The organism is Pseudomonas sp. OG7 (genome assembly GCF_014192825.1).
Classification (GTDB): Bacteria; Pseudomonadota; Gammaproteobacteria; order Pseudomonadales; family Pseudomonadaceae; genus Aquipseudomonas; species Aquipseudomonas monteilii.
Genome location: NZ_JACHYK010000001.1, coordinates 807,321 through 825,037 on the forward strand (window position 1 = coordinate 807,321; position 17,717 = coordinate 825,037).

Consider the following 17,717-nt stretch of genomic DNA (forward strand, 5'->3'; position numbering starts at 1 on the left):
ATTGCCATGAATTTCGCCAAACTCGGCCTGATCGAACCGCTGCTGCGCACGCTGCAGCAACTGGACTACACCACCCCGACCCCGGTGCAGGCCAAGGCCATCCCTGCCGTGCTGGCTGGCCGCGACCTGATGGCCGCAGCCCAGACCGGCACCGGCAAGACTGCGGGCTTTGCCTTGCCTGTGTTGCAGCGCCTGGCGCTGGAGGGTGAGAAAGTGGCCAGCAACTCGATCCGTGCGCTGGTGCTGGTGCCCACCCGCGAGCTGGCCGAGCAGGTGCACAACAACGTGCGCGAGTACGCCGAGAACCTGCCGCTGAGCACTTACGCGGTGTACGGCGGGGTCAGTATCAACCCCCAGATGATGCGCCTGCGCCGTGGCGTCGACCTGCTGGTGGCCACCCCGGGCCGCTTGCTCGACCTGTTCCGGCAAAACGCGGTGAAGTTCAACCAGGTGCAAACGCTGGTGCTGGATGAAGCCGACCGCATGCTCGACCTGGGCTTTGCCGAAGAACTGCAATCGGTGTACGCCGCGCTGCCACGCAAGCGCCAGACGTTGCTGTTTTCCGCCACCTTCTCCGACCAGATCCGCATGCTGGCGGGGCTGGCGCTGAATGACCCGCTCAGCATCGAAGTGAGCCCGCGCAATGCCACGGCCGCCAGCGTCAAGCAGTGGCTGGTGCCTGTGGATAAAAAGCGCAAGGTCGACCTGTTCTGCCACCTGCTGCGCAAACAGCGCTGGAAGCAGGTGCTGGTATTTGCCAAGACCCGCAATGGCGTTGACCAGCTGGTAGAGCGCTTGCTGGCCGAGGGTGTGAATGCCGATGGTATCCACGGTGACCGGCCGCAAGCCACCCGCCAGCGCGCGCTGGACAGCTTCAAGGCCCGCGAGGTGCAGGTGCTGGTGGCGACCGACGTGGCGGCCCGTGGCCTGGACATCGATGATCTTCCGTTGGTGGTCAACCTCGATTTGCCGATCGTGGCCGAGGATTACGTGCACCGCATCGGCCGTACTGGGCGAGCCGGCAACAAGGGCGAGGCCATTTCGCTGGTGTGCGCGGATGAAGTGCAACTGCTGGCGGCCATCGAAGTGCTGACTCGCCAGACACTGCCGCGCCATGAAGAGCCGGACTTCATCCCCGATCACCGAGTGCCGATGACCGATGCCACTGGCCAGGTGATCAAGAAGCCGAAGAAGCCCAAGAAGCCGAAAGAGAACAGCGCCAAGCGTGGGCTGGGGCGCTGGATGGACAGCACTGAAGCGGGTAATGCGGAGCCGGCGGTCAAGGCGGTGCGCAAGGTGCCAAGCTTCAATGGTGGGCCGCGTAAGCGTAAGCCTTGAGATTTTTGGGGCCGCTTTGCGGCCCCGGCAATCTATCAGGAATCCCGTGCCAGCCAATCCGCCGCCGCCCGCCCGGCGCGCAAGCCGCTGGCAAAGCACGCCGTCAGCAAATACCCCCCGGTCGGCGCCTCCCAGTCCAGCATCTCGCCGGCACAGAACACCCCCGGCATGCCCTTGACCATCAACCCCTCATCCAGCCCCTCGAAGCGCACCCCGCCAGCACTGCTGATCGCTTCATCCAGCGGCCGCGTACGCACCAGTGTGATCGGCAATGCCTTGATCGCCTGAGCCAGCGCCTGCGGGTCGGCAAAGGTCGCCTGATCGGTCAGCTCGCGCAGCAACGCAGCCTTCACTCCGTCAATCCCCAACTGGCTGTGCAAGTGTTTGGCCATGGAGCGCGAGCCGCGTGGCTTGGCCAGTGCCTGGGCAATCTTGTCCACAGGCTTGTCCGGCAGCAGGTCGAGCAACAGCAGCCCACGGCTTTCGCGATTGATGGCCTCGCGCACCAATGCCGACCAGGCATATACCAGGCTGCCCTCCACCCCTTGCGCGGTGAGGATGAACTCGCCCTTGCGCGGTGCGTTGCCCGGAACGCTGAGGGCAATGTTCTTCAGCGGTGCGCCCGCGAACTTGTCCTTGAGCAGTGCGCTCCAGCCCTCAACTTCAAAACCGCAGTTACTCGGCTGCAAAGGCGAGATATCCACAGCCCGTTCGGCCAGCAGCGCTTGCCAGCTGCCGTCGGAGCCCAATCGCGCCCAGCTGCCACCGCCCAGCGCCAGCACTACGACCGCAGCCTTCACCGCACGCTCGCCCTGTGGATAAGCAATCCGTAAGGCGCCATCCGCGTCCCAGCCCAGCCAGCGGTGTCGGGTGTGGATAACTACCCCGGCGTCGCGCAGGCGCTTGAGCCAGGCACGCAGCAGTGGCGCGGCTTTCATGTCGGTGGGGAACACCCGGCCCGAGGTACCGACGAAGGTCTCGATGCCCAAACCGTGAATCCACTGGCGCAAGGCGTCGGCATCGAAGTCGCGCAGCAGCGCATCGATTTCGCCCTGACGCCCGGCATAGCGGGCAACGAAGGCCGGGTAGGGCTCGGAGTGGGTGATGTTCATGCCGCCAACACCCGCCAGCAGGAACTTGCGGCCCACGGAAGGCATGGCATCGAACACCTCGACCGCCAGGCCCGCGTGGGCCAGTGCTTCTGCGGCCATCAGGCCGGCAGGGCCGCCACCGATGACGACAGCGAGGGGAGAGGAGGCGGGGTTGAGATCGGGCATGGTGGGCAGCAGGCTGTGGAAAAGAGGCGCATTCTAGCGCAGCGCTGCCCATGGAAGCACTGGTCAAAAAATAATCAGTATCCTGCAGGCCTTGCCCGCAAAGGGCTACAGCGCCTTTCCCGCAGGTTATCCACAAGCGGCTCCACAGTCATTGTGAACAACCGATGACCCGTGCAGCGCTGTGGTGAAGAATGCCGTGGCGCCTGGCCAAGGCCTCGCGGTCCTTGCTGTAGCCGCCGCCGATCACACCCACCACCGGGATATCGCGGCCCAGGCAATGGCGCAGCACTGCTTCGTCACGGGCAGCAACGCCAGCGTCGGTCAGTTGCAGGTAACCCAGCGCGTCGTCCTTGTGCACATCGACGCCAGCGTCATACAACACCAGGTCGGGTTGGTAGAGGGGCAGCAGGTAGTTGAGGGCGTCGTCCACCACCTTCAGGTAGGCTGCGTCGCCCATGCCGCGTGGCAGGGGGATGTCCCAATCGCTTTGTGCCTTGCGCGCCGGGAAGTTTTGTTCGCAATGCAGCGACACGGTGATGGCCTCGGGTGTGTCTTGCAGAATGCGTGCGGTGCCGTCGCCCTGGTGCACATCGCAGTCGAAGATCAGCACCCGGTGTACCCGGCCAGCCTCCAGCAGGTAGCGGCTGATCACGGCCAGGTCGTTGAAAATGCAGAAGCCGGCGGGGTGGTCGTAATGGGCGTGGTGGGTGCCGCCAGCGAGGTGGCAGGCGATGCCGTGCTGCAGCGCCATTTCGGCGGTCAGCAGCGAGCCACCTACGGCGCGTACGGTGCGCCGGGCCAGGGCTTCGCTCCAGGGCAGGCCGAGGCGGCGCTGGTCCTCGCGGGACAGTTCGCCGTTCATGTAGCGTTCGATGTAGCTGCGGTCGTGGGCCAGGGCGAGGATGTCGTTGGGGCAGATGTCCGGGCGCAGCAGGGCCTGATCAGTGGTCAGCCCGCTGTCGACCAGGTGGTCGTGCAGCAGGCGGAACTTGTCCATCGGGAAGCGGTGTTCGGCGGGGAACTCCGGGCTGTAGTCTTCGTGGTAGATCAGCGGCAGCGGCATGGGGTGTTCGCAATCGGGGCCAGTGCTGATCTTGCCAGTTATCGCCCTGCGCTGGCCAATACGCGTTGCCAGTCCGGCTCGTTAAGGCGCCCGAGGATACGCGCCTTGCCGTTGCCATCCACCGACACGAACAGGGCGCTGGCATAGCCGCTTTCACGCTCGCCCCCCACAACGTTCTGCTGGCGGGCGAAATGGTCGATGCAGCCGTTGTGGGTTACCAGCACCAGGTTATGCCCGGGCCGTTTATGGGCCAATGCCTCACTGGCGAATTGCTTGTCGCAACCTTCCAGCCAGTCCTCGCTGGCCACCGCCTGGCCGAGGATGAAGTGCGCGGTTTGCCGGGTACGCAGTTTCGGGCTGCTGAGCAGGTCGGCATTGTCCAGGCCCAACTGGTGCAGCCCCTGGCCAACGCGGCCAGCGGCCTGGCTGCCGGCCACGGTGATGCCGGTGGGGTCGTCCAGGCAGGGGCCGGGCGCGCTGTCGCAGCGTTCGGCGTGGCGGATCATCACGATCACTGCGCCATCGGCCCAATCCTGCAGCAGGCCGCTGTCACTCAGTTGTTGCTCGTTGCCAAGGTCCACGATATGCGTCCTCGTCGCCAGCCAGGTGGTCAACGCCGCCACGACCATGCACAGGCCAAGGGCGGCACCGAGGGCTTTGCGGGACAGGCGTCGCTTGCGCCGGGCGTGGATGGCAGGGTGCCCCAGGGTATTGCTCGATAGCATGCGTTGCTCCATTTGGCATGGCCGCGCCTGGCGCGGCAGTGATGGCGGCATCCTGCCAAGCGCCCTGTCGGGAGGCAGTGAAGGGCATGTGAAAATTGCATTCGGCTGATGGCGGCTGGGTGAAACCTGCGCCCGCGCCTACGCTGTAAACTGCAACACGGCAAAACCGGAGCAGGCCCGATGACCCCCATTCTTGAACTGGAAAGCGCACGGCTGGTGCTGCGCCAATGGCATGACGACGACCTGCGCGAGTTCGCCGCGCTGTGTGCAGACCCCCAGGTAATGCGCTACTTCCCGGCGCCGCTGACGCGCCTTGAAGCGGCTGCACTGATTGGCCGCGTGCGTGGGCACTTCAACGAGTACGGTTTTGGTTTATGGGCGCTGGAGCGCAAGGACAGCGGTGCGTTCATCGGCATGACCGGGTTGTTGCATGTCGGCTTCGATGCCGATTTTGCGCCGGCTGTGGAGATTGGCTGGCGCCTGGCACGGCGGCACTGGGGCCTGGGGTTCGCCAGCGAGGCGGCGTGGACCTGCCTGCGTTGTGCTTTCGCCCAATTGCGCCTGGAAGAGGTGGTGTCGTTCACTAGCGAGAGCAACCTGCCGTCGCAGAAGGTGATGCAGGCCATTGGCATGCAGCAGGACCTGAACGGCAGCTTCGAACACCCCCGCCTGCCCGAGGGCCACCCGCTGCGTCCGCATGTGCTGTACCGCATCGACCGCGCGCACTGGGAAAAGACCCTGCGTGCCTGAATGCACGGCCATGCCCGGCGCGAATGACAAACCCTGTATCATTTGCCCTTATCAAAGAGCGCTGTAGAGACGTGTTGCCTTGCGAGGAGAACCCCCAATGAGTCATGTGTTGGACGACCTGGTCGACCTGTTGAGCCTCGAAGCCATCGAGGAGAACCTGTTCCGTGGACGTAGCCAGGACCTGGGCTTCCGCCAGCTGTACGGTGGGCAAGTGCTGGGCCAGTCCTTGTCGGCGGCCAGCCAGACGGTAGAGGACGCTCGCCATGTGCATTCGTTGCACGGCTACTTCCTGCGCCCGGGCGATGCCAGCCTGCCGGTGGTGTACTCGGTTGACCGCGTGCGCGATGGCGGCAGCTTCAGCACCCGGCGGGTGACGGCGATTCAGAAGGGCCAGACCATCTTCACCTGCAGCGCGTCGTTCCAGTACGACGAGGAAGGTTTCGCGCACCAGGCGCAGATGCCAGACGTGGTCGGCCCGGAAAACCTGCCCACCGAGGTGGAGCTGGCCCGCGCCATGGCCGACCAGCTGCCAGAGCGCATTCGCGACAAGGTGCTGTGCGCCAAGCCGATCGAAATTCGCCCGGTCACCGAGCGCGACCCGTTCAACCCCAAGCCTGGCGACCCGGTGAAGTACGCCTGGTTCCGCGCCGACGGCAACCTGCCCGACCTACCTGCCCTGCACAAATACATGCTGGCCTACGCCTCGGATTTTGGTCTGCTGACCACTTCGCTGTTACCGCATGGCAAATCGGTGTGGCAGCGCGACATGCAGATCGCCAGCCTCGACCATTCACTGTGGTTCCATGGCAACCTGCGTGCCGACGAGTGGCTGCTGTACGCCACCGACAGCCCGTGGGCCGGTAATTCCCGTGGTTTCTGCCGTGGCAGCATCTTCAACCAGGCCGGGCAACTGGTGGCATCGTCGAGCCAGGAAGGCCTGATTCGCCACCGTAAGGACTGGGCATGAGCCTGGGCGAGGTACGCAACTGGGTGTTCGACATGGACGGCACCCTGACCGTGGCCGTGCACGATTTCGCTGCCATCCGCGTGGCGCTGGACATCCCGGTCGAGCACGACATCCTCACCCACCTGGCGGCCTTGCCGGCAGACGAAGCGGCGGCCAAGCATGCCTGGCTGCTGGAGCACGAACGCGACCTGGCGCTCGCCTCCACGGCGGCCTCCGGGGCGGTGGAGCTGGTGCGTGAGTTGGCCGAGCGTGGTTGCCGGCTGGGTATTCTCACCCGCAATGCACGTGAGCTGGCGCATGTGACGCTGGAGGCCATCGGCCTGGCGGACTGCTTCCCGGTGGAGCACATTCTGGGACGTGACGAGGCCGCACCTAAGCCGAGCCCGGATGGGTTGCTGAAGATTGCCAGTGCCTGGGGCGTGGCGCCGAGCGAGCTGGTGATGGTGGGGGATTACCGGTTCGACCTGGACTGCGGGCGCGCGGCGGGCGCGCGGACGGTGCTGGTGAACTTGCCGGATAACCCATGGCCGGAGCTGGTGGATTGGCATGCTGCCGATTGCCGGAAATTGAAGGTGATGCTGGGTTGACCGTTGTGTCGCCTGTACGGGCCCTTTGGCGGGCATGCCCGCGAAAGGACCTGACCTGTCTATGCTGAACTCCACTCTTTCCCCTGATACGGAGACCCACCCATGACCAGCAAAGCCATCTACGTACAACCCGGCGGCGGCTACGACAAGGTAGAGATCGGCACCCGCGAGGCTGCCGCGCCCGAGGCCGGCGAGATCACCGTGCGCTTGCACGCCAGCTCCCTCAACTACCACGACTTCGCCGTGGTCAGCGGCATGTGGGGCCCGAGCGAGCGGCGCATCCCCATGGCCGATGGCGCCGGCGAAGTGGTCGCGGTGGGGGCTGGTGTCACCGAGTTCCAGGTTGGCGACCACGTGGTCAGCACCTTTTTCCCCGACTGGCTCGACGGCCAGGCCAATGTCGAAGGCTTTGCCAGAGTGCCCGGCGACGGCATCGATGGTTATGCCCGTGAACAGGTCACTGCCCGCGCTACCGCGTTTACCCTGGCACCCAAGGGCTTCAGCCACGCCGAGGCGGCTACGCTGACTACAGCCGGCCTTACCGCCTGGCGTGCGTTGATGAGCGATGACCACCTCAAGCCGGGCGACACGGTGCTGGTACAGGGCACGGGTGGCGTGTCGATCTTCGCCCTGCAGTTCGCCAAGCTGGCCGGCGCCACGGTAATCGCCACCTCGTCCAGCGATGCCAAGTTGGAGCGCCTCAAGGCCCTGGGTGCCGATCACCTTATCAATTACAAGAGCACCCCTGCCTGGGGTGAAAAAGTGCGCGAGCTGACCGGTAATCGCGGCGTCGATCATGTGATTGAAGTGGGCGGCCCGGCGACGTTGGAGCAGTCGATGATTGCCGCGCGCATTGGTGGGCATGTGTCGCTGATCGGCATCCTCACCGGTGTGGCGGGGCAGTTGCCGCTGGTACAGGCGCTGGTGCGACAAATTCGCCTGCAAGGTGTGCTGGTGGGCAGCCGCGCGCAGCAACAGGCGATGGTGCGGGCAATCGATGCCAACGGGCTGCGGCCAGTGGTGGACAAGCACTTCGAGCTGGAGCAGATCGTCGAGGCGTTCCGTTACCAGGAAAGCAACCGGCATTTCGGCAAGATTTGCCTGACCTGGTGAGGTGAGCCGGCCGAATGTAACGGCCGGGTGGGCACAACATCTAATCCGGCAGCAACCGGTCACGGCTGTTGGACAGGTGCAGGCAGATCGCCGCCCGCGCTGCATCCGGGTCTTGCCGGCGGATGGCATTGAGCACGGCCTCATGCTCCAGGTTCGCCAGGTAAGCCTGCCGCGCCAGCTTCGCCCCACCGCGTTCGGCCAGCGCCATGCGGTTGCGGGGGATCAGGCTGTTGCCCAGTTGCAGCAGCATCTCGGTGAAGTACAGGTTACCCGTGGCCTCGGCAATCAACAGGTGGAAGCGCCGGTCCGCCTCGATGCAGCTGTCACCAGCCGCCGCCAGGTCCTGGTAGTCATCCAGTGCCTGGCGCATGCGAGCCAGGTGCCCCTCGTCACGGCGCAGCGCGGCCAGAGCAGCGGCCTGGCCTTCCAGGCCAATGCGCAGCTCCAGCAGGTCGCGCACATTGGCTGCGCTCTCCGCGCCGATGCGCAGCCCCGCCTGCGGCTGGCGCTCCATCACGAAGGTACCGATACCGTGGCGCGGCTCCACCAGCCCCGAGGCCTGCAATTTCGACAAGGCTTCACGCACCACCGTGCGGCTGACGCCATGCTCGCGCACCAGGGTGTTCTCCGAGGGCAATTTGTCCCCAGGCCTGAAGGTGCCCAACAAAATCTGTTGGGTCAGGCTGGAGACCAGGTCATGGGCGCGGCTATGGCCGCGTTTGTGCGTGTGTTCGGGTTCCATGGTGTGAGCCACTTCTTGTTGTGCTTGTACGACAAGTTAAACCATTAAAATATTTTTTGCCGTTTTTTCCTGTCGCCAATCCCACGAGTAGCCACTTTGATTTTGCACGATCGCAGCAATTTGGCATTGTGACAGCTTGTATTTTGCCTATTTGTCGACTTTGTTGATCTTGTCGTACAACTTCGCTGGGCATATGCTCATCCCACTGCCATGTCAGACAACCCAGACCCGCACAAAAACAATTAGTGGGAGATTCACAAGTGAACGACACCCTCGCTCCGTCTGCCCGGACTGAAGGCGACGCGTTGGCCAGTGCCGTGGCCAAGGTCAAGCGCCACGTCCTGCCGCTGTTCGTCATCATGTTCATCGTCAACTACCTCGACCGCGTCAATATCGGTTTCATCCGCCCGCACCTGGAAAGCGACCTGGGTATCAGTGCCGCGGCTTATGGCTTTGGTGCCGGCTTGTTCTTCATCGGCTACGCCCTGTTCGAAGTGCCTTCGAACATGTTGCTGCAGAAGGTGGGGGCGCGGCTTTGGCTGACGCGCATCATGTTCACCTGGGGGCTGGTGGCCACGGCCATGGCGTTTGTGCAGAACGAAACCCAGTTCTACGTGCTGCGCTTTTTGCTGGGTGTTGCCGAAGCGGGCTTCTTCCCCGGTGTGATCTACTACTTCACCCGCTGGCTGCCAGGTGCGGAGCGCGGCAAGGCGATTGCCATCTTCCTCAGCGGCTCGGCGCTGGCCTCGCTGATTTCCGGGCCGCTGGCCGGTGCGCTGATGCAGATTCAGGGCCTGGGTATGCATGGCTGGCAGTGGATGCTGTTCATCGAAGGCATGGCCTCGGTGGTGCTGTGCTTCTTCGTGTTCTTCTGGCTGGATTCCAAACCACAGGATGCCAAGTGGTTGAGCCAGGCCGAGCAAGACGCGCTCGTGGCTACCATCGACCGCGAGCAGCGAGAGCGCGAAGCGGTGGGGGCGGTCAAACCATCGGCCTGGAGCCTGCTGAAGGACCGCCAGATTGTCCTGTTCTGCCTCATCTACTTCTGCATCCAGCTGACTATCTACGCTGCCACCTTCTGGTTGCCGAGCATCATCAAGCGCATGGGTGACCTCAGCGACTTGCAGGTAGGCTTCTTCAACTCGATCCCGTGGCTGATCTCGATCCTGGCCATGTATGCCTTCGCTGCCGGTTCTGCGCGCTGGAAGTTCCAGCAGGCGTGGGTGGCCGGGGCGCTGGTGGTCGCTGCCATCGGCATGTTCGTGTCCACCACCGGCGGGCCGGTGTTTGCCTTCGTGGCCGTGTGCTTCGCCGCCATCGGTTTCAAGTCGGCGTCGTCTCTGTTCTGGCCGATTCCACAGGGTTACCTGGACGCCCGCATCGCGGCGGCCGTGATCGCCCTGATCAACTCGGTCGGCAACCTTGGTGGCTTCGTCGCCCCTACCACCTTCGGTTTTCTGGAGCAGCAGACCGGCTCGATCCAAGGCGGCCTGTATGGCCTGGCGGTGACCTCGGTGCTGGCGGCCATAGCCATCTTCTTTGTACGCACTCGCCCGAAGGGCGCCCCTTCTGACGACCTCAAGGCCCGTTCGGCCCTGGGCCAGACCCACTGATGACTGCGAGACAACAACCATGAATATGCAGACCAATCCCGCCGTTCACACCAGCACCCCAGTGGTCACCGACCTGCGCGTGATCCCTGTGGCTGGCCATGACAGCATGCTGCTCAACCTCAGTGGCGCCCATGGCCCATTCTTTACCCGCAACGTAGTGGTGCTGCGCGACAGCGCTGGCAACACCGGGCTGGGTGAAGTGCCGGGTGGGGAAAAAATTCGGCAAACCCTGGAAGACGCCCGCAGCCTGGTGGTCGGCCAGCCGATCGGCCATTACCAGCGCGTGCTCAATGCCATGCGCCAGAGCTTCGCCAACCGCGACTCGGCGGGGCGCGGGCTGCAAACCTTCGACCTGCGCATTACCGTGCATGCGGTAACCGCCATCGAATCGGCGCTGCTCGACCTGCTCGGCCAACACCTCAACGTGCCGATGGCGGCATTGCTGGGTGAAGGGCAGCAACGCGATGCCGTGAAGATGCTGGGTTACCTGTTCTACATCGGCGACCGCCAGCAGACCGACCTAGCCTACCGCAACGAAGCCGATGCCGAGGATGACTGGTTCCGCGTGCGCCACGAAAAGGCCCTGACCCCGGAAGCAGTGGTGCGCCTGGCGGAGGCCGCCAAGGCGCGTTATGGATTCAGTGACTTCAAGCTCAAGGGCGGTGTACTGCGGGGAGAAGAAGAGATGGAGGCGGTAACGGCCCTGGCCGAGCGCTTCCCCGAAGCCCGTATTACCCTCGACCCGAACGGTGCGTGGTCGTTGAAGGAAGCCATTGCCCTGTGCCGCGACAAGCACGACGTGCTGGCCTACGCCGAAGACCCGTGCGGTGCCGAGAACGGTTACTCGGGCCGCGAGGTGATGGCCGAGTTCCGTCGCGCCACCGGCTTGCCGACCGCCACCAACATGATCGCCACCGACTGGCGGCAGATGGGCCATGCAATCCAGTTGCAGTCAGTGGACATCCCGCTGGCCGACCCGCACTTCTGGACCTTGCAGGGTTCGGTACGGGTGGCGCAGATGTGCAATGACTGGGGGCTGACCTGGGGTTCGCATTCGAACAACCACTTCGACATTTCGCTGGCGATGTTCACCCAGGTGGCGGCTGCGGCGCCGGGCGAGATCACTGCGATCGACACCCACTGGATCTGGCAGGATGGCCAGCGCCTGACCCGCGAGCCGCTGCGCATTGTCGACGGGCATGTACGGGTACCGGCACGGCCGGGGCTGGGGGTGGAGCTGGATGAGGATCAGCTGGCCAAGGCGCATGAGTGCTACCGCAACATGGGCCTGGGCGCGCGGGATGACAGCGTGGCGATGCAGTTCCTGATTCCGGGGTGGAGCTTCGATAACAAGCGGCCTTGCCTGGTGCGTTAAAGCTGCCGGCCTCTTCGCGGGCTTGCCCGCGAAGAGGCCATCACCTTTTATCCTGCTTCAAAGAAGGTCCGCGCCATCTCTACAAATGTCCCCAGCACCGGGTTGGGGTTATCCCGGCAGTAGGCCAAAAATATCTCTGCCTGCTGCTCCATCCCCACCAGCGGCCTGAACACCACCTGTTCCAGGCGCAGCGCCTGCGCCGAGGCCGGTACCACCGCGCACCCCAACCCCACATTGACCAGGCCCAGAATAGAATGCGTCTGCCCCAGCTGGTGCAGGTACTTCGGCTGCACTTCGTGCCGCGCAAACAGGTTGGCAATGCGGTCATGGAAGTAGCGCCCTTCGTTGGCGCTGTACATCACGAAAGGCTGCTCATCGAAGTCGCTTGGCCTGATCCGCTCGCGCGGTGCCAGCGCATGCCCGGCGGGCAGGGCGGCGACGAAGGGTTCGCGGTGAATCGGCAGGTACTCCACGCGCGCACTGGGCAGCACCTGGCGCACCAGGCCGACATCGATCAGACCGGCTTCCAGGTCGTGCACCTGGGTACTGGAAACCCGTTCGCTGAGCACCAGTTCGATATCCGGCAGCGTCTGCCCGGCATGCACCAGCAAGCGCGGGATCATGCTGTAGGCCCCCACCGCAGTGAAGCCCAGGGTCAGCCGGCCTGCCTCGCCATGGGCGATGCGCCGTGCCGAGTGGCTGGCCGAGTCGGCGATTTGCAGGATGCGCCGGGCGTCTTCAAGAAAGCTCTGGCCCGCCAGGGTCAGCCGCGCCTGGCGGTTGTTACGCTCAAGCAGCAGTACACCCAGGGAATGTTCCAGCAGTTGTATCTGCCGGCTCAAGGGCGGCTGGGTCATGTGCAGGCGGGTGGCGGCACGGCCGAAATGCAGCTCTTCGGCAACGGCCACGAAGCAGCGCAACTGGTGCAACTCCATGATTCAATTCCTGAATTATTCGATCCAGTATCTATATTAGACCTGTATCAATTGCAGGCCTAGCATCGAGTCATGTCTTCGAACTGCCGGATGCTCGACATGAACGAAAATGCCATCGAAGTGCTGCTGACCCAGCCAGTCCCCGAGGCCATCGATGCCCAGCTGGTCAGCGCTTATCAGGTGCATCGCCTGTATCAACAGCGCGACCCGCAACAGCTGATCAACGACGTTGGCCCACGCATTCGCGGTGTGGTCACTGGCGGTGCCAAAGGGCTGTCCAATGCGCTGATGGATCAGCTGCCCGCGCTGGAGATCATCGCCATCAGCGGCATCGGTACCGACGCCGTGGACCTGCGCCATGCAGCCAGCCGCGGCATCCATGTCACCACAACACCGGGTGTACTCACCGCCGACGTGGCTGACCTGGCGATGGGCCTGATCATCAACACCTTGCGCCGTTTGGGCGAGGGCGAACGGCTGGTGCGCGATGGTTTGTGGGGCAAGGTCGACCTGCCGCTGGCGCGGCGGGTCAGTGGTATCGACCTGGGCATTGTCGGGCTTGGCCAGGTGGGCAAGGCGATTGCCCGGCGTGCGGCGGCATTCGACATGCGCATTGCCTACAACGGGCGGCGTGAACAGCCGGAAACGGGCTACCGCTATGAGGCTGACCTGGTCGAGCTGGCGCGGTCGGTGGACGTGCTGGTGGTCGCTGCCTCCGCCGATGGCGGGCAGGTGTTGGTAACGGCCGAGGTGCTGGAGGCACTGGGGCCGAATGGTTACCTGATCAACGTGGCGCGCGGCAAGTTGGTGGATGAAGACGCGCTGGTCGAGGCATTGCGCGAGCAGCGTATCGCCGGCGCCGGGCTGGACGTGTTCGTCGATGAGCCGCAGGTGCCGCCGGCCTTGCGTGACCTCAACCAGGTCAGCCTTCAGCCGCATCGGGGTAGTGCCACGTTGCAGACTCGGCTGGAGATGGGGGGCATGGTCTTAAGCAATCTGGAGGCTTGCTTCCGGAGTGAGATGCCGCCGAATCGGGTGGTTTACCGCTAGGGCCTCTTCGCGGGCGTGCCCGCGAAGAGGCCAGTACAAGCAGCTCAAAGGCCCAAGGGCCACACCTTCTCTTCACAAGAACAATCGCTTCCATCGAGAAGCAAGAGGGTCCACATGAACAGCAAATCCGCCGTCGCCGCACCGCAGGCCGTGGCCGGGATCGGTCGCCATCGCTTCCTGGTCCTGGCGCTGATCTTCGTCATCACCGTCATCAACTATGCCGACCGCGCCACCTTGTCTATCACCGGCACCGAGGTGCTCAAGGACCTCGGCCTGGACCCGGTCATGCTGGGCATGATCTTTTCTGCGTTCGCCTGGGCCTACGCCCTGGGCCAGGTGCCCGGGGGCTGGTTGCTCGACCGCTTCGGTGCCCGCCGCGTGTATGGCATCAGCCTGATCCTCTGGTCGCTGTTCACGCTGCTGCAAGGGACTGTCGGCTGGATGGGTTTGGCCGGTGTGTCTGCTGCGGTCGCGCTGTTTTCCATGCGCTTCATGCTGGGCCTGGTGGAGTCGCCTGCGTTCCCGGCCAACTCGCGCATCGTCAGTTGCTGGTTCCCCACCCGTGAGCGTGGAACCGCCTCGGCGCTGTTCAACTCGGCGCAGTACATGGCTGTGGTGGTATTTGCCCCGCTGATGGCGTGGATGACCCATACGCTGAGTTGGGAGCACGTGTTCATCTGGATGGGGGTGTTGGGGCTGGTACTGAGCGTGGTGTGGTTCCGCCTGTACCACGAACCGCACAGCGCGCCAGGCTTGAGCCGCGAAGAGCTGGATTACATGCGTGAAGGCGGCGCGCTGGTCGACCTGGAAAAGGAACGCAAGGCGACCCAAAGCAAACCGACCCGTGCCGAAGTGATGCAACTGTTCACCAGTCGCAACCTGTGGGCGGTGTACCTGGGCCAGTACTGCATCACGGCGTTGACCTACTTCTTCATCACCTGGTTCCCGATCTACCTGATCAAGGGCCGTGGCATGACCATCATGGAGGCAGGCTGGGTGGCTGCGTTGCCGGCCATCTGTGGCTTCACGGGCGGCATCCTTGGCGGGTTCGTGTCCGATTGGCTGATCCGCCGTGGCGTGCATCCGTCCAGGGCGCGCAAGACGCCGTTCATCGTTGGCATGGCGCTGTCCACCAGCCTGGTGCTGGCCAACTACATGGATAGCAACGCGGCGGTGATTGCCATGATGACCCTGGCCTTTTTCGGTAAGGGCCTGGCAGCGGTAGGTTGGGCAGTGCTGTCGGATGTGGCGCCGAAGAAGATGGTCGGCCTGTGCGGCGGTGTGTTCAATGGCATCGGCAACGTTGCCGGTATCGTCACCCCGCTGGTGATCGGTTATGTGGTTGCCAGCACCGGCTCGTTCCATAACGCACTCTGGTTCGTGGCCGCCCATGGCGTGCTGGGGATCCTCGCTTACCTGTTGCTGGCCCGACGCTTCGAGCGCACCGGGCAGGCGTAGGCAGACGCCTTGGCAACAGAGGCCCCGGGAGACCGGGGCTTTTTTGTGGCCGCTCAAACGTGGGCAGACCAAGTGACACATTCAAATGAAAAACAAAAGCTTCAGACGGCCCGATGGCGCGATCGGGCATGCCATTCGCGCCATCTGGCGTTAATGGAATTGCCCTGTCGTGATCGAACAGTTCCGGGGCGTTCTCGTGTAATTTCCCACAGCCCTACGGGGCTTAAATGAAGCCCGAACCGCAATGACACCTTGCTCTGTGATGCGTGCCAAATATCAACAACAGCGCGCGAGCAACCTGTCGACTTATTGATTTGAAAGGAGATATTTTCGCCTACGCCTGCCCGTCCATCCTTGTGTCAGCAAAAAGAGAACAACATCAATGAACACCGTGGGATCTGATGGCAACCTTGCACAAGGTTTCAAGCCACGTCATGTAACGATGCTGTCCATCGCCGGCATCATCGGCGCCGGACTTTTCGTAGGCTCTGGCCATGCCATCGCGGCGGCCGGGCCAGCTACCATAATTTCCTATTTCGTGGCCGGGACCCTGGTGGTTCTGGTTATGCGCATGCTCGGCGAAATGGCCGTGGCGCACCCTGACACCGGGTCGTTTTCCACTTATGCCGACCAGGCCATCGGCCGTTGGGCCGGCTACACCATCGGCTGGTTGTACTGGTGGTTCTGGGTGTTGGTGATCCCCATCGAAGCGCTGGCCGCCGGGCATGTGTTGAACGCCTGGTTCCCCCAGGTGGACAGCTGGATCTTCGCCCTGGCCTCGGTACTGCTGCTCGCTGGCACCAACCTGTTCAGCGTGGCCAAGTACGGTGAGTTCGAGTTCTGGTTCGCCATTCTCAAGGTAACGGCGATTCTGGGTTTCATCGGGCTGGGCTTTGCCGCGCTGATGGGCTGGCTGCCTAACCGCGAGGTCAGCGGCCTGAGCAGCCTGATGGCCGAGCACGGCGGCTTTACGCCGAAGGGTTGGTCGGCAGTGGTGGGCGCGTTCATTACCGTGATGTTCAGCTTCATCGGCACCGAGGCGGTGACCATCGCTGCGTCCGAGTCCAGCGACCCGTCGCGCAACATTGCCAAGGCCACCCGCTCGGTGATCTGGCGTATCAGCACCTTCTATATCCTGTCGATCTTCGTGATCATCTCGGTGGTGCCATGGAACGACCCGCAATTGGCCGTGGTGGGCTCGTACCAGCGTGCGCTGGAAATCATGAACATCCCCAATGCGGCGTTCATGGTCGACCTGGTGGTGCTGGTGGCCGTGACCAGCTGCATGAACTCGTCGATCTACATTGCTTCGCGCATGATGTACTCGCTGGCCAAGCGCGGTGACGCCCCGGCCTTCCTCAACAAGACCTCCAAGGTTGGCGTGCCACGTGCTGCAGTGTTTGGCAGCACCCTGATCGGCGCGGCCATCGCCATCCTCAATTACTTCGCGCCGAAGGGCGTGTTCGAGTTCCTGCTGGCCAGCTCTGGCGCCATCGCCCTGCTGGTGTACATGGTCATCGCCATCTCGCAGCTGCGCATGCGCCGCCGCCTGGAGCGGGAGAACACCGAGCTGAAGTTCCGTATGTGGCTGTTCCCGTACCTGACCTGGGCGGTGATCATCTTCATCGCCGGGGCGCTGGCGGTGATGATGTACACGCCTGAGCACCGGGCGGAAGTGAGTTCGACCTTGGGCCTGGCGATCGTGATTTCCTTCCTGGGGATCGTGACTTCGCGGGGCCATGCGCAACCGGTGGGGGCGCGTTCGATGGGGTGATTGAGTTCACCTGGCTGTAAAACAAAGGGCACCCGAGGATGGGTGCCCTTTGTTTTTTTAAGCGCTCGCCCGGCGCTGCTGCTTTTCCGAAGTGCTCTGACTCAAGCAAGGCCAAAAGGTGGTCTATGAGTATCAAAAGCATGGCGTTTTGCAATTATTTTTACCCGGCTCACAACTATTTCAATCGACCAGTGTCATTCACTGCAGGCCGGAGAAGTCGTGCCCGGTAGGCTGCCCTGCACGGGTGCTGTCATGGGATTTGGGTGTGGTTCGCAGGCATGGTGGCAAAAAGCTGCTATCGCAAAAAAATGTGTGGATGGTGGAAAATCACATTTTTGCCATGTTCAGTCACTATCGTGACCGACTGAAGTAGCCTCAAGGCAGGTGATGGCTCACCCGTCTTGCACACTTCGAGCGCTGAATCAGATGGATTCAAGGAATGCTATAAAGCCCTTGTTTTAAAAGGGTTTTATTGAAATTGCCCCAGCGTGATAGGGCCGTTGAGGAGAAGGGCTGGACCAGGTTCCCGCCTTGTCATGGAGGATATGCTGCAAACCCCGCTGTCAATCTCGCCGATTTTACCCGGAAATATGCCGGAAGCCCCGTCTGCTATGGCCTGTGCGGCCGTTGCCTGAAACCTGACCTTTAATTTTGGTGCTCGCCGAGAGCGCCGAAAGGGTTGTGTTTTGACTATCTAAAATATCGGTGACGTACATTTTTTTGATATCAATGTGACAGCATGCTTGTGCTGTTTCCAGATGATGCTTTGCAGTCAGTTTTATCCCTTGAGTGCCCGTAAATAGCGGCTTTCAGCGCTACTGGAGGCGCGCGATGGCGCTACCGCTTGCGTAAAAATCTGTATGGCATGACTGACTGAAGGCTGACGTAGGCGTGTCAAAATACGTCGCGCATTGCGTGTATTTCTTCTCTATGTCAAAATTTCGCTGTTG

The 17,717-nt window shown here is 62.9% G+C and carries 15 protein-coding genes; 10 read left to right on the top strand and 5 right to left on the bottom strand.

Going from position 1 to position 17,717, the window contains the following annotated elements; genetic code table 11:
• Positions 1–6: 6 nt before the first annotated feature.
• A complete protein-coding gene (locus FHW75_RS03745; RefSeq protein ID WP_016712133.1) occupies positions 7–1,338 on the top strand; it encodes a DEAD/DEAH box helicase in 1,332 nt (443 codons plus the stop codon).
• Between the two features lie 35 nt (positions 1,339–1,373).
• Here the strand turns inward: FHW75_RS03745 and FHW75_RS03750 are convergent, their stop codons facing one another.
• From FHW75_RS03750 to FHW75_RS03760, 3 genes are all read right to left on the bottom strand, one after another.
• Positions 1,374–2,615: a TIGR03862 family flavoprotein gene (locus FHW75_RS03750; RefSeq protein WP_084296665.1), complete on the bottom strand. Its 1,242-nt coding sequence runs from the start codon at positions 2,613–2,615 to the stop codon at positions 1,374–1,376.
• Between the two features lie 148 nt (positions 2,616–2,763).
• The gene (locus FHW75_RS03755; RefSeq protein ID WP_019097496.1) at positions 2,764–3,678 is read right to left on the bottom strand and encodes a histone deacetylase; all 915 of its coding nucleotides are present in this window, start codon (positions 3,676–3,678) and stop codon (positions 2,764–2,766) included.
• Between the two features lie 38 nt (positions 3,679–3,716).
• The gene (locus tag FHW75_RS03760) at positions 3,717–4,403 is read right to left on the bottom strand and encodes a histidine phosphatase family protein (protein WP_019097495.1); all 687 of its coding nucleotides are present in this window, start codon (positions 4,401–4,403) and stop codon (positions 3,717–3,719) included.
• 180 nt (positions 4,404–4,583) lie between these two features.
• Between FHW75_RS03760 and FHW75_RS03765 the strand changes: the two genes are divergently transcribed.
• The 4 genes from FHW75_RS03765 (at position 4,584) to FHW75_RS03780 (ending at position 7,820) form a co-directional block, all read left to right on the top strand.
• Positions 4,584–5,153 (top strand): GNAT family N-acetyltransferase, encoded by a 570-nt coding sequence (locus FHW75_RS03765; RefSeq protein WP_019097494.1) that lies wholly within the window; start codon positions 4,584–4,586, stop codon positions 5,151–5,153.
• Positions 5,154–5,250: 97 nt separating this feature from the next.
• The gene (tesB, locus tag FHW75_RS03770) at positions 5,251–6,120 is read left to right on the top strand and encodes an acyl-CoA thioesterase II (RefSeq protein ID WP_027610071.1); all 870 of its coding nucleotides are present in this window, start codon (positions 5,251–5,253) and stop codon (positions 6,118–6,120) included.
• Positions 6,117–6,707 (top strand): HAD family hydrolase, encoded by a 591-nt coding sequence (locus FHW75_RS03775; RefSeq protein ID WP_027610072.1) that lies wholly within the window; start codon positions 6,117–6,119, stop codon positions 6,705–6,707. Before tesB ends, FHW75_RS03775 begins: the two co-directional genes overlap by 4 nt.
• A 102-nt stretch (positions 6,708–6,809) precedes the next feature.
• A complete protein-coding gene (locus FHW75_RS03780; RefSeq protein ID WP_183673137.1) occupies positions 6,810–7,820 on the top strand; it encodes an NAD(P)-dependent alcohol dehydrogenase in 1,011 nt (336 codons plus the stop codon).
• Positions 7,821–7,860: 40 nt separating this feature from the next.
• Here FHW75_RS03780 and FHW75_RS03785 read toward each other — a convergent pair whose 3' ends face one another.
• Positions 7,861–8,562, bottom strand: coding sequence for a FadR/GntR family transcriptional regulator (locus FHW75_RS03785; RefSeq protein WP_019097491.1), 702 nt, complete (start codon positions 8,560–8,562; stop codon positions 7,861–7,863).
• Between the two features lie 260 nt (positions 8,563–8,822).
• Here FHW75_RS03785 and FHW75_RS03790 point away from each other — a divergent pair, with 260 nt between their 5' ends.
• A complete protein-coding gene (locus FHW75_RS03790) occupies positions 8,823–10,175 on the top strand; it encodes an MFS transporter (protein ID WP_016712123.1) in 1,353 nt (450 codons plus the stop codon).
• A 19-nt stretch (positions 10,176–10,194) separates the two neighbouring features.
• Positions 10,195–11,550: a glucarate dehydratase gene (gudD, locus tag FHW75_RS03795; RefSeq protein WP_019097490.1), complete on the top strand. Its 1,356-nt coding sequence runs from the start codon at positions 10,195–10,197 to the stop codon at positions 11,548–11,550.
• Positions 11,551–11,597: 47 nt separating this feature from the next.
• On the opposite strand, the gene FHW75_RS03800 is transcribed toward gudD, so the two are convergent.
• On the bottom strand, positions 11,598–12,485 hold the full coding sequence (locus FHW75_RS03800; protein ID WP_028699928.1) for a LysR substrate-binding domain-containing protein: 888 nt from the start codon (positions 12,483–12,485) through the stop codon (positions 11,598–11,600).
• Positions 12,486–12,584: 99 nt separating this feature from the next.
• Between FHW75_RS03800 and FHW75_RS03805 the strand changes: the two genes are divergently transcribed.
• The 3 genes from FHW75_RS03805 (at position 12,585) to gabP (ending at position 16,767) form a co-directional block, all read left to right on the top strand.
• Positions 12,585–13,535, top strand: coding sequence for a 2-hydroxyacid dehydrogenase (locus FHW75_RS03805; RefSeq protein WP_025754304.1), 951 nt, complete (start codon positions 12,585–12,587; stop codon positions 13,533–13,535).
• 114 nt (positions 13,536–13,649) lie between these two features.
• Positions 13,650–14,993, top strand: coding sequence for an MFS transporter (locus tag FHW75_RS03810; protein ID WP_025754303.1), 1,344 nt, complete (start codon positions 13,650–13,652; stop codon positions 14,991–14,993).
• A gap of 382 nt (positions 14,994–15,375) precedes the next feature.
• Positions 15,376–16,767 (top strand): GABA permease, encoded by a 1,392-nt coding sequence (gene gabP, locus FHW75_RS03815; protein WP_019097486.1) that lies wholly within the window; start codon positions 15,376–15,378, stop codon positions 16,765–16,767.
• The last annotated feature ends 950 nt before the right edge of the window (positions 16,768–17,717 follow it).